Origin of the sequence: Aeromonas sp. 600948, from assembly GCF_049174875.1 — a bacterium.
GTDB classification, from domain to species: Bacteria; Pseudomonadota; Gammaproteobacteria; order Enterobacterales; family Aeromonadaceae; genus Aeromonas; species Aeromonas veronii_A.
The window spans coordinates 398,780-411,334 of sequence record NZ_JAAKTY010000001.1; the positions used below are offsets into that span (position 1 = coordinate 398,780).

The 12,555-nt window shown below is 58.6% G+C and carries 10 protein-coding genes; 6 read left to right on the forward strand and 4 right to left on the reverse strand.

The window, feature by feature from the left end; genetic code table 11:
* Nucleotides 1–106: 106 nt before the first annotated feature.
* The 3 genes from G5182_RS01690 to G5182_RS01700 form a co-directional block, all read right to left on the reverse strand.
* The gene (locus tag G5182_RS01690; RefSeq protein ID WP_227340589.1) at nucleotides 107–1,291 is read right to left on the reverse strand and encodes an acyltransferase family protein; all 1,185 of its coding nucleotides are present in this window, start codon (nucleotides 1,289–1,291) and stop codon (nucleotides 107–109) included.
* A 336-nt stretch (nucleotides 1,292–1,627) separates the two neighbouring features.
* Nucleotides 1,628–2,821 carry a class I SAM-dependent methyltransferase gene (locus tag G5182_RS01695; protein WP_005336736.1) on the reverse strand — a complete coding sequence of 398 codons (1,194 nt, stop codon included), beginning with the start codon at nucleotides 2,819–2,821 and terminating at the stop codon, nucleotides 1,628–1,630.
* Between the two features lie 113 nt (nucleotides 2,822–2,934).
* The gene (locus G5182_RS01700; protein WP_421254135.1) at nucleotides 2,935–4,365 is read right to left on the reverse strand and encodes a methyl-accepting chemotaxis protein; all 1,431 of its coding nucleotides are present in this window, start codon (nucleotides 4,363–4,365) and stop codon (nucleotides 2,935–2,937) included.
* Nucleotides 4,366–4,447: 82 nt separating this feature from the next.
* Between G5182_RS01700 and G5182_RS01705 the strand changes: the two genes are divergently transcribed.
* Entirely contained in the window at nucleotides 4,448–4,720 is a 273-nt protein-coding gene (locus tag G5182_RS01705) for an acylphosphatase (RefSeq protein WP_005345583.1), read from the forward strand.
* Nucleotides 4,721–4,735: 15 nt separating this feature from the next.
* Entirely contained in the window at nucleotides 4,736–5,602 is an 867-nt protein-coding gene (locus G5182_RS01710; protein WP_227342957.1) for a CHAD domain-containing protein, read from the forward strand.
* A 137-nt stretch (nucleotides 5,603–5,739) separates the two neighbouring features.
* Here G5182_RS01710 and metG read toward each other — a convergent pair whose 3' ends face one another.
* Nucleotides 5,740–7,773: a methionine--tRNA ligase gene (gene metG / locus G5182_RS01715; protein ID WP_026034905.1), complete on the reverse strand. Its 2,034-nt coding sequence runs from the start codon at nucleotides 7,771–7,773 to the stop codon at nucleotides 5,740–5,742.
* Between the two features lie 186 nt (nucleotides 7,774–7,959).
* On the opposite strand from metG, the gene apbC reads away from it, so the two are divergent.
* The 4 genes from apbC to G5182_RS01735 all read left to right on the forward strand — a co-directional run bounded on the left by apbC (nucleotide 7,960) and on the right by G5182_RS01735 (nucleotide 12,292).
* Nucleotides 7,960–9,042 carry an iron-sulfur cluster carrier protein ApbC gene (apbC, locus tag G5182_RS01720; RefSeq protein ID WP_005345574.1) on the forward strand — a complete coding sequence of 361 codons (1,083 nt, stop codon included), beginning with the start codon at nucleotides 7,960–7,962 and terminating at the stop codon, nucleotides 9,040–9,042.
* A gap of 110 nt (nucleotides 9,043–9,152) precedes the next feature.
* The gene (gene udk / locus G5182_RS01725; RefSeq protein WP_005352133.1) at nucleotides 9,153–9,797 is read left to right on the forward strand and encodes a uridine kinase; all 645 of its coding nucleotides are present in this window, start codon (nucleotides 9,153–9,155) and stop codon (nucleotides 9,795–9,797) included.
* Nucleotides 9,798–9,860: 63 nt separating this feature from the next.
* Nucleotides 9,861–10,442 carry a dCTP deaminase gene (dcd, locus tag G5182_RS01730; RefSeq protein WP_005336719.1) on the forward strand — a complete coding sequence of 194 codons (582 nt, stop codon included), beginning with the start codon at nucleotides 9,861–9,863 and terminating at the stop codon, nucleotides 10,440–10,442.
* 377 nt (nucleotides 10,443–10,819) lie between these two features.
* On the forward strand, nucleotides 10,820–12,292 hold the full coding sequence (locus G5182_RS01735; protein WP_421254136.1) for an inorganic phosphate transporter: 1,473 nt from the start codon (nucleotides 10,820–10,822) through the stop codon (nucleotides 12,290–12,292).
* The last annotated feature ends 263 nt before the right edge of the window (nucleotides 12,293–12,555 follow it).

The following is a 12,555-nucleotide window of genomic DNA, read 5'->3' on the forward strand; positions in this document are numbered from 1 at the left end:
CGCACGCTTGAGCCACTCAATTATCGGCAGGGGTGAAGAGAACTCGCGGACTTGCCCCGCTGAGGTCGGTTTAACCTCAGCGGGGCTATCAGTTGGCGAAAACGGGTTAGCCGGCTTGCTCCAGCACCGGCTGGCGAGCCTTGCCCCAGCGGCGCAGGCGCCGTTGCAGTGGCCGCTCCAGCAGGTTGTAGCTCAACGCCGAGAGTCCGATCAGCACCGCCAGCATCAGCAAGGTGGCCACTACCCCCAGCAGCGGGTTGGTTTGGCTATACCACCACTCGGTGAGCCCCGGCGCCAGATAGTGGATGAGCTCGCAGCCGGTGAGCAGCACCAGCGCATGGAGCAGGTAGATGGAGTAGGAGAGATCTCCCAGCCAGCTGGTGAAGCGGTTATCCAAAAGGCGCAGCAGCGGACTCCGGCGCTCCCCCTGGGCGGCGGCAATCCAGATCAGCAGCACGTAGGAGGCGATCAGCAGCAGTGTCAGCTGCGGCGTCATGGCGAACTGCATCAGCGCGAAGGGCAGCACAAAGGCGATCAAGAGCGGCAGATCATGCTTCATCATGGGCGAGCCTTTCGCGGCCTTCACCCTCGGCAGCAGCCAGAGGCCGAGCACAAATTCACTCACCCCGCGTCCCACTGCAAGCGCGCCGCTGGTGACATCCAGGGTGCTGCGACTGTGCACGATAAAGGCCAGCACCGTCAGCGCCAGCAGGGGGGCGAGATGGCTCCAGCGAGTGCGGGTCACCGCCAGCGGGATCAGCAGCGGGAACAGCAGGTAGCTTATCCACTCTACGCTCAGGGACCAGGCGGCGAAGTTCCAGGTCAACCCGTGATCGGTTACCACCTGCAGCAGCAGTAAGGCGCTGGGCAGCGCTTCGGCTGGCGTGAAGGGGGAACCGAAAGGCGGCATCCCTTCCCACTCCCACATCTTGAACAAGGGGCCGGCATAGAAGCCTACTCCGTGCTGCGCCTTGTAAAGTTCCCAGCCGACCAGCAACAGCAGGGTTACCAGGTAAAGGGGGTAGACGCGGGTCAGCCGCAGCCAGAGAAAGCGGCCATAGCCCACGGTGCGGGGCGTGCGGGTGAAGGCCTCCCCATAGACATGTGCCAGCACCACGCCGCTCAAAATAAAGAACAGATCGACCCAGAGGTAGCCGTTCTCGATGAGTTGGGTGTGGCCTGCGATCAGCTCCATCCACTGAGGAAAGAGCAGCAAGCGGGCATGGAACAGCACCACCATCAGGGCAGCGATGCCCCGCAGCGGCGTTAACAGCGGCAATGATTGATTCATAACGGGATCCCTTGTGATGTTCAGCTTGGCCTGACATCTATTTTGTTGTTGTGCCGCCCATCAATCCTGACGGTGCGGCTGCCCCGGCTTGGCTGCCGCAGGCGAGATCACACTACGGAAAAGAGAGTCATACGGGTGTGATTTAAATCATAAATGTGCAGTTATTTTGCAAAGAGATTTAAACAGAGCTGGTAGGGAAAGAGGAGGAGAGAGAACACGAATAACGCAGAGAGGGTTGTCATCGGGATGACGTCAGGCTCAGGCCCATACGGCGCGATGCAAAGCAATCAGGCCCGCAAGGGGCCTGATTGATCACAAGGGGAGGGTGGTTGCCGATCAGCGGGCGCGTACCACCAGACCCTTGAGGTAGAAGCCTTCCGGATAGGCGGTACCGATAGGGTGATCAGAGGCCTGGGAAAGCAGCTCCAGGATCTGGGCATCGCGACCGGCATCGAGCGCCGCATCGGCAACGATCTTCTGGAACAGGCTCTGCTCCATCAGGCCGGAGCAAGAGTAGGTCAGCAGCACGCCACCCGGCGCCAGCAGCTGGAATGCCAGCATGTTGATGTCCTTGTAGCCTCGGCAGGCACCCAGCAGCTGGGCCTTGCTCTCGGCAAACTTGGGCGGATCCAGCACGATGACGTCGAACTTCTCGCCCTTCTCGCGATATTCACGCAGCAGCTTGAACACGTCGTGACGAACGAACTGGGTGTTGCTGGTATCCAGCCCGTTCAGCTCGGCATTCTGGCGGGCGATATCCAGCGCATTCTGGGAGAGATCGACGTTGACCACCTCCTTGGCGCCGCCCTTGAGGGCATAGACGCCAAACCCGCCGGTGTAGCAGAAGCAGTTGAGGACGCGCTTGCCTTCGGTGTACTTGGCGGCAGCCTGACGGTTGTCCCGCTGATCCAGATAGAAGCCGGTTTTATGGCCGTTGCGAATATCCACCAGGATCTTGACGCCACCGTTCTCCTCGATGACCACCGGCTCGTTCGGGGTCTCGCCATAGATGACGCCGGTGCGCTCTTTCAGCCCTTCCTTCTTGCGCACTGCCACATCGGAGCGCTCATAGATGCTGCACTCGGGGTAGAGGGTACGCAGCGCCTGCGTTATCAGCTCACGCTGGAACTCGGCACCGGCAGAGAGGATCTGGCACACCAGAAAATCGGCATAACGGTCGATGGTCAGACCCGGCAGGCCATCGGATTCGGCGGCGCAGAGGCGATAGCCGGTGAGGCCCTGACGCTTGATCAGCGGATCGCGAGACTCCTGCGCATATTTGAGACGACGGATAAAGAAATCGAGATCGACGGTCTCATCCTTGTCGAAGGTCCAGACCCGGGCACGGATCTGGGAGCTGCCTGACCAGGCGCCACGGGCGAGCCACTTGCCATCGTTGGCATAGATCTCGACGGTATCGCCGTCAATGGGGTTGCCCTGAACCCGCTCAATCCCCTTGGAGAAGATCCAGGGGTGGCGACGCAGCAGGGATTTTTCGCGTCCTTTGACGAGATAGATGGAAGCGCTCATGGATGTTTGCCGATGGTAGAAAGAAAAGGGGCCACATTCTATGTGGCCCGCAGGTAAAACTCAAACAACCCTGTGTAATGGATGGGGTTGCCCTGATCTGACACCTCATACGGTCAGAGCTTAATCCCCTTGAGTGCCTGGGTCAGCTCGCTGGCGGTGGCTTTGAGCCCCTGCGTACCGGCTACCGAGGCGCTGGCGGACTCTTCCACCTGCGCCGCTTCATGGCGCACCTGATCGAGATTGTGGGTGATCTCGGCGGCCACCGAGCTCTGCTCCTCGCTGGAGGTGGCGATCTGGGTGCTCATCTCCAGCACCGCATCGCTGTGGTTGCTCAGCTTCTCGATATCGAGCCCCACCTCGCTGATGAGCTGCTGGCTGCTGGCGGCGCGTCCCACGGTTTTCTCCATGATGTCGTTCAGCGCGGCGGTACCGGTCTGCAGCTCTTCGATCATCTGCTGGATCTCCACCGTTGCCTGCTGGGTGCGGCTGGCGAGGGTACGCACCTCATCCGCCACCACCGCAAAGCCGCGACCCTGCTCACCGGCACGGGCCGCTTCGATGGCGGCGTTGAGGGCCAACAAGTTGGTCTGCTGGGAGATGGCGTTGATCACGTTGACAACTTCGTTGATCCGGTTGGCGTTGTGGGTGAGCCGTTCGACCGCGCCGGAGGCGTTGCCAATCTCGTCGGCTAGGGTACGGATCGCCTCTATGGTGCGTGCTACCCGGTTGGCGCCATTGGCCGCCTCTTCGCTCGACTGACGGGTCTGCTGCAGGGTGTCGTTGGCATTGCGCGCCACTTCGCGGATTGCCGCCGACATCTGCTCCATGGCGGTGGCCAGTGAATCCATGTGCTGGCGCTGGGAACGCGCCATGGTCTCGCCTTCGCGGGCATGGTCACGAAACTCGTCGGCGGCCAGGGTCAGCGCCTCGGCAGACTCTTCGACCAGCTTGACGATCTGATGCTGTCGGTCGGTAAAGCGGTCGATGCTGCCCGCCAGGGTAGAGAACTCGTCGCGCACCGGAAAGAAATTGAGGCGGAAGGTGAGATCGCCGTCGGCGACAGTTTGCAGCGCCTTGTTGGTGGAGTACAGGGCGCCGGAGACAAAGGTCATCATGTAGTGGATCACCAGTGCCATCAGGGCTGCCAACGCTCCAATCATGGTGAGCGTGGTGCCCTGATCATCCCACATGGAGGACGTACTGGTGTCGAGCTCGCCGGTGACATAGCCAGCCTGACCCGCTGGTGCGGTGAAGCGGTAGCGATCGCCCTGCTGCTCGAGCCCGCTCACCCCTTGTGGCTGGAGGCGCAGATCGGCTGGCAGAGTGAGCGTGGGCTGCTGGCTGACCAGCTGCGCCGTGGTCTCGACCCGTTGCTGCAACTGCGCTACCCGCAGGGAGATCTCCTGCTGATGGTTGACCACCAGCATATACCAGCTGAGAAAGGCGATGATGAAGAGAGGTAACCAGAACGCGATATGGAATTTTTCACTGATGGTGAGGTGAATGAGATAGCGGTCAACCCACCGGAATTTAACTTCTTTCATAATGGAGCTGCATCCTGCAGAGATAGAGTGTCGGGCACATTATCGTCTCGGGAATTTTTTTCTTAAGCTGAAGGTGTGAGAAATGGGAGAGCAATCGTTTGTCATTCGGGTGTGGGGGCAGGTGCAGGGGGTGGGATTTCGCTATTTCACCCGTGAGCGGGCGCTGCAACTGGGTTTGCGGGGCCATGCCTACAACCTGGAGGATGGCTCGGTGGAGATCCTCATCAGCGGCCCCGCGCAGGGGGTGCAGATGATGCTGGGTTGGCTGGAGCATGGCCCGCGCACCGCCAGGGTGACCCGGATGGAGTATGAAGAGGCGCTGCCGCCCACCGGCCAGGGCTTTCACACCAACTGAAGGGGCGGGGACGAGATGGACGCTGACAAGGAAAGTCTGTTGCTGACTCAGGCAACAAGCTGGGTCGCCCGTTATCAGGAGGCGGCGCGAGCGGTGCGCGAAGAGGCCAGCGAACCGGCCGTGCATGGCTACCGTATCGCGGCGCGCCGCTTGCTGGCACTGCTCGCCCTGTGGCGACCACTCGCCTATCATCCCGAGCTGGAGCGGCGTCTGCTGCGCTCGGTCGGGCGGCTTTCGGCGCTGCGGGATGCTCAGGTCTACGCCGAGCGTTTTGGCAAGCCGCCTGCCAGCACGGGCAATACCCACAAATCGGCCTGTCGCGTGCCCCTGTTGTCGAGGCGACTGGCCCGCTGGCTTGCAGCGGTGGCGCAGGTGCCGGATGCGCGGGCATTGGCATCGCTCTATCAGCAGCATCTGGCCCTGCGCCTTGATGAGGCGCAGGGCGCTCTCGATGAACCTATTCCCTGCGTTGGAAAATCTGCCAGCTCCCGTCAGCAACAGTTGCGCCGCTGGCATCGGCTGCGCCTCGAGATCAAGCAGGCCCGTTATGGCGTGGAACTGTTGCTGGATCTGGGGAGTGGAGATCCCGGCTGGTTGAGCACCCTGACTCACTGGCAGGAACGACTCGGCCAGTTGCAGGATTGGCGTCAATGGCGGCGGAGGTTGCGAGCAGAGCAGGGGAACACCCGCAAGCAGACGAAACTGCGGCAGCAGTTGAAGCAAAAGATCACTGCCCGTTTGCGTCAATTGGACTGCCAGCAGGCGGAGCTGGTGGCGCTCAAACTGGCGATGCAGGCAGGCCACAACATGAATGACATGCCAAGTCGGCTGGTCAGGTATTCAGAACAAAATGTATCGACCGCGAATCCCGGTTGTGGATAGCCCCGAGACCGCAATCTGCGGAAGTCATCCGCGACCAGCATCTACAGAAACTATCCAAGCCAAATATGTGAGACAAAAAAAGAGAGGCCGTTTGGCCTCTCTTCTCTATCTGGCTGTGGTCGCAGTCAGCGATACGCTTACTTGACGCGCATGCCCGGCTGGGCGCCTTCCTGCGGCTCCAGGATCCAGAGATCCTTGCCGCCCGGGCCTGCAGCCAGCACCATGCCTTCGGACATGCCGAAACGCATCTTGCGCGGCGCCAGGTTGGCCACCATCACGGTCAGCTTGCCTTCCAGATCTTCCGGGTTGTAAGCGGACTTGATACCGGCAAACACCTGACGGGTTTCGCCGCCGATATCCAGTTGCAGCTTGAGCAGCTTCTCGGCTTCCGGTACCGCTTCGGCCTTCTTGATCAGCGCGACGCGCAGGTCAATCTTGGCAAAATCGTCATAGGTGATGGTTTCGCTGATGGGGTCATCAGCCAGCGGGCCGGTCACTTTCGGTGCCTGCTCTTTGGCCAGGTCTTCCTTGGAGGCCTCGATCATGGCTTCAATCTTCGCCGGCTCGATGCGTGAGAAGAGGGCTTTGAACGGTGCCACGGTGTGATCGACCAGCGGCATCTCGATGCCATCCCAGCTGAGGGTTTCGGCCAGGAAGGCTTCGGCACGCTCGGCCAGCAGCGGCATGACGGGCTTGAGGTAGGCCATCAGTACGCGGAACAGGTTGATACCGACGGAGCAAACAGCTTGCAGCTCGGCGTCAGCCCCTTCCTGCTTGGCGATGACCCAAGGAGCCTTGTCATCCACATAGCGGTTGGCCTTGTCGGCCAGCGCCATGATTTCGCGGATGGCACGGCTGAACTCGCGGCTTTCATAAGCCTCGGCAATGGCGGTGCGGGCATTGGCAAACTCGGCGTAGAGCTCGGGTTCGGCGCAGGTTGCCGCCAGCTTGCCGCCAAAACGCTTGGCGATAAAGCCGGCGTTGCGGGAGGCGAGGTTAACCAGCTTGTTGACCACGTCAGCGTTGACCCGCTGCACGAAATCTTCGAGGTTCAGGTCCAGATCGTCGATGCGGCTGTTGAGCTTGGCGGCGTAGTAGTAACGCAGGCACTCCGGATCCAGGTGGTTCAGGTAGGTGGATGCCTTGATAAAGGTGCCCTTGGACTTGGACATCTTGGCGCCGTTGACGGTCACATAGCCGTGTACGTTGACCTTGGTCGGCTTGCGGAAGTTGGCACCTTCCAGCATGGACGGCCAGAACAGGCAGTGGAAGTAGGCGATATCTTTACCGATGAAGTGGTAGAGCTCGGCGTCGGAGTCCGCTTTCCAGTAGCTGTCAAAGTCGATGTCGCCACGCTTGTTGCACAGGTTCTTGAAGGAAGCCATGTAACCGATGGGGGCATCCAGCCAGACGTAGAAGTACTTGCCCGGGGCGCCGGGAATTTCGAAACCGAAGTAGGGGGCGTCGCGGGTGATGTCCCACTGCTGCAGGCCGCTCTCGAACCACTCCTGCATCTTGTTGGCCATCTCTTCCTGAATGGCGCCGGAGCCGCGCACCCACTCAGAGAGCCATTTTTCAAACTGTGGCAGGTCGAAGAAGAAGTGCTCGGAGTCCTTCATTACCGGAGTCGCGCCGGAGACGGCAGATTTCGGATCGATCAGCTCGGTTGGGCTGTAGGTGGCGCCGCAGCTGTCGCAGTTGTCGCCATACTGCTCCGGAGATTTGCACTTGGGGCAGGTCCCCTTGACGAAACGATCCGGCAGGAACATGGATTTTTCCGGATCGAACAGCTGGGAGATGGTGCGGCTCTTGATAAAACCACCATTTTTCAGGCGGCCATAGATCAGCTCCGCCAGCTCACGGTTCTCGTCGCTGTGGGTAGAGTGATAGTTGTCAAAGCTGATGTTGAACCCGGCGAAATCGGCCTGGTGCTCCTTGGAGACCGCGGCAATCATCTCTTCCGGGGTGATCCCCATCTGCTGTGCCTTGAGCATGATCGGGGTGCCGTGGGCATCATCGGCACAGATGAAGTGCACCTGATGGCCGCGCATTCGCTGATAACGAACCCAGATATCGGCCTGGATATGTTCCAGCATGTGGCCAAGATGGATGGAGCCATTGGCATAGGGGAGGGCGCAGGTTACCAGCATTTTACGAGGATCAGTTGCCATATTACGTTCTTGATGTGCTTGTTGGGATGATAGAGTGCCGTGCATGTTACCCGAATTGGGGGTAGCCTGCCTAGGGTTGTGGCTATGCCAACCTTGGCAGCACCTGCCGTTATGATGGCAGGCAAGCCACTGATTTGTGTGCGGTAACCGTTCACCTCAAGATAATGACAAGATAATGAGGAGTTAATGGTGATTGATTCAGTAAAACAGATCCTCGCCGAATTTAAGCCAGCAGGCTGGCACAAGGATCTGGTGGATGCCGGATTCGTTCGCGAGATCATCAATCAGGGTCAGGGGCTTACTATCCGGCTGGTCTTGCCGTTTGCCGGTCTCTCGCTGCTCGATCAGCTCAAAGAGAACTACGATGCCAGGCTGCGTAGTGCCACCGGCGCTGCCCGTATCGACTGGGCATTGGAGATTGACGTCGCCAGCATGCCGCGGGCGCAGGGCCTCAATGCCGTGCAGGGCATTCGCAACATCATCGTGGTTGCTTCCGGCAAGGGCGGGGTAGGCAAGTCCACCACCGCAGTCAATCTGGCGCTGGCGCTGCAAAAAGAGGGGGCGCGGGTCGCTATTCTCGATGCCGATATCTATGGCCCTTCCATTCCCACAATGATGGGCACCCTCAAGGAGCGCCCCGTCAGCCATGACGGCAAGCTGATGGAGCCGGTGATGGCCTGCGGCCTCAAGAGCAACAGCATCGGCTATCTGGTCTCCGAGCAGGATGCCACCATCTGGCGTGGCCCGATGGCGAGCAAGGCGCTGGCGCAGATCCTCCATGAGACCCGCTGGGGCGAGGTGGATTATCTGGTGGTAGACATGCCGCCGGGCACTGGCGATATCCAGCTCACTATGGCTCAGCAGGTGCCTACCTCGGCGGCAGTGATCGTCACCACCCCGCAGGATGTGGCGCTGGCCGATGCCCGCAAGGGGATCGCCATGTTCAACAAGGTCAATGTGCCAGTGCTCGGTATTATCGAGAACATGAGCTACCACGTCTGCAGCGCCTGTGGTCATCATGAGCCGCTGTTTGGTACCGGTGGCGGCCAGAAGATGGCAGAGCAGTATCAAGTGGCACTGCTTGGTCAATTACCGCTGCACATCGATATCCGCCAACACATGGATGATGGCTGTCCGACGGTGTTCGGCGCACCGGAAGGAAGCCTAGCTCAGGCCTATTTGAAGCTGGCGCGCAGGGTAGGGGCTGAACTCTTTTTCAGCGCAAAACCGATTGCGACCCCCCTCTATGCCATGGCGCTGGATGAATAATCGGCGGTCGGTCACTTGAAAGGGAATTGAGGGTGGGCATGACCCACCCTTTTTTATATAATGGATCGGTTTAAACCATCCCCACTGCTCTTCTCTTTTAGGTATTTGTCATGTCTGATACTCAACATTCGTGTGTGATCATCGGTATTGCGGGCGCATCTGCGTCTGGCAAAAGTCTTATAGCCCAGACCATTTATGAAGAGCTGGTGGCCGAACTGGGCGCAGGTCAGATTGGTGTGATCACCGAAGATTGCTACTACCGTGATCAGACCCACCTGACCATGGAAGAGCGGGTCAAGACCAACTATGACCACCCCAACGCGCTGGATCACGACCTGCTGGTACAGCACCTTAGTCAGCTGGTCAAAGGTGACGCGGTTGCCATTCCCCAGTACTCCTACACCGAACACACCCGGATGAACGAAGTAACCCCGTTTGCGCCGCGCCGGGTGATCATTCTGGAAGGGATCCTGCTGCTGACCGACAGCCGTCTACGGGATCTGATGGATGCCTCCATCTTCATGGATACCCCGCTCGACATCTGCCTGCTGCGCCGTCTGGTGCGTGATGTGCAGGAGCGTGGCCGTACCATGGATTCCGTGCTCAAGCAGTACCAGAAGACGGTGCGTCCGATGTTCCTGCAGTTTATCGAGCCGTCCAAACAGTATGCCGATGTGATCGTGCCCCGTGGTGGCAAGAACCGCATCGCCATCGACATGCTCAAGGCGCGTATCCGCCACATGTTGATCGGTTAAGATGAAACAAGCCGGGTGATGCCCGGCTTTTTTAAAAGCACAATTTGTCAGGAGAGTCGCCCAATGCGTCTGTGTGATACCGATATTGAACGCCATCTGGATGAAGGCAAGATCGTCATTGAGCCACGGCCCGGGGTAGAGCGGATCAGTGGTGTCAGTGTCGATGTGCTGCTGGGTAACGAGTTTCGGGTGTTTCGCGATCATACCGCGCCCTATATCGACCTGAGCGGCCCGAGCAGCGAGATGGCTGATGCCATCGATCGGGTGATGAGTGACGAGATCCACATCCCCGATGGCGAAGCCTTCTACCTTCACCCGGGTCAGCTGGCGCTGGCGGTGACCTACGAATCCGTCACCCTGCCTGCCGATATCGTCGGCTGGCTGGATGGCCGCTCTTCACTGGCGCGCCTGGGTCTGATGGTGCACGTGACCGCGCACCGCATCGATCCGGGTTGGTCCGGTCGCATCGTGCTGGAGTTCTACAACGGCGGCAAGCTGCCGCTGGCGCTGCGCCCGAAGATGAAGATCGGCGCCTTGAACTTCGAGATGCTTTCCGGAGTCGCGGCCCGTCCCTACAACAAGCGGGAAAATGCCAAGTACAAGAGCCAGCAGGGCGCCGTCGCCAGCCGCATCAATCAGGACTGATAACTGGCAACACAGCAACGATTCAAGGGAGCACAAGGTGCTCCCTTTTTGCATCTGGAATCAAACGGATATGGGATTGATGGTGCTGGTCGGATGAGATTGGTGGGGTAGGGGCGTTTTATCACCAATTTTGCCTGTTTTTATGTCATAAAAACGTCATAAAAATGAAATCATTGGCTTAATTGTCAGCTAATTTTGCCATTTTCTGCAATCATTGATGGCTTTAATTAATCGATGGCAAGCCGCATGAGGACTGGCTCTAGGATATTTTTTTCCAAAAAGCTCTTTTTTTTTATGGCTGAAATATTTCAATGGTGGCTATGGTGTTGGCCGCCATCTGGCATAATCCGCCGCAACTCATAAACAGGCTTTTTTTTATGTTTGAAATGTTTAGTGGTTTGGGTTTGTGGTGGTCAATCGGTTTGGTATTGGCCGTTTTTTTTGTGCTTGCCTATGAATTTATCAACGGCTTTCACGATACCGCCAACGCGGTAGCAACGGTTATCTATACCAAGGCGATGCCGGCTCACCTGGCGGTTGTCGCATCGGGGATCTTCAACTTTTTTGGCGTCATGTTCGGCGGTCTGGGGGTGGCTTATGCCATTGTCCATCTGTTGCCCATCGACCTGCTGCTTGGGATGGACTCCACCCAAGGGTTGATCATGGTCTTCTCCTTGCTGTTTTCCGCCATCGTGTGGAACCTGGGCACCTGGTTCTTCGGGATCCCGGCCTCCAGTTCACATACCTTGATCGGTTCCATTCTGGGGGTAGGCGGCGCCTATGCCTGGATCACCCATAAACCGGTGACAGAAGGGATCAACGTGGGCAAAGCGATCGACATCATGCTTTCCCTCATCATCTCTCCCACCATAGGTTTCATCATCGCGGCGCTGCTGCTGCTGGCAATGAAACGCATCTGGACCAGCAACAAGATCCACAAAACACCGGAAGAGCGTCAGCTGGTGGATGGCAAGAAGCACCCGCCGTTTTGGGCGCGTCTGACCCTGGTGGCCTCGGCCATGGGCGTCAGCTTCGTGCACGGCTCCAACGATGGCCAGAAGGGTATCGGTCTGGTGATGCTGGTGCTGATCTGCATGGCACCCGCCTATTTCGCGCTGGACATGAACAGCCGCTCTTATGACCTGGATCGGACCCAGGATGCCAACCAGCGCATCATGGAGATCTACCAGCGCAACCAGTCCGCCCTCTCTGGTGTCATCAACTTCTCTGCACCGGCAACGGCTCAGGAAGAGCTGATGACTCACTGCTCCGCCGATGGCGTGCTGCAGGCGATGGCCACCCTGGATGCCCGTCTGGGGGCTGTGCGTACTTATGATCAGATGAGCCTGACCGACCGTCGCGAAGTGCGTCGTCTGCTGCTCTGTATCGATGACACTGCCCGCAAGGTTGCCAAGCTGCCGCTGCCCGCCAAGGAGCTGACCGACCTGGCCAAATGGCGCAAGGATCTGACCGCGACCGCTGAATACGCACCGACCTGGGTGATCGTCTCCATCGCACTGGCGCTCGGTTGTGGCACCATGGTGGGCTGGCGTCGTATCGTTCATACCGTGGGCGAGAAGATCGGCACTACCGGCATGACCTATAGCCAGGGCATTGCGGCCCAGATCACGGCAGCAACCTCCATCGGGGTCGCCAGTCTGACCGGTATGCCGGTGTCCACCACCCATATTCTCTCTTCTGCGGTGGCGGGGACCATGATTGCCAACAAATCCGGCCTGCAGAGCCAGACCATCAAGACCATCCTGATGGCCTGGGTGCTGACCCTGCCGTTGACCATGCTGCTCTCCGGTGGCCTGTTTATCGTCAGCCACCATCTGTTTGGCGGATAACATCGTTACTTTTCTAAGGGCCTGCGGGCCCTTTTTTCATATCTGCGATTGGTTTTAATATGCCAACAAGCAAAATATTGTATTGAAATTATCAATAAGTGTGAAACTGAAAATTAACACTTTGAATGAACTTTCTCAGAGATATCCAAAGCGCAAACACAGGAGAAAGCAGGGTGTTTTCCTTCACCCGTTCACCCGCTCCGCCAACGCATTCTGGTAACAGTCATACCCATCCGTCATCGAGCATTTCACCCCGTACCGTT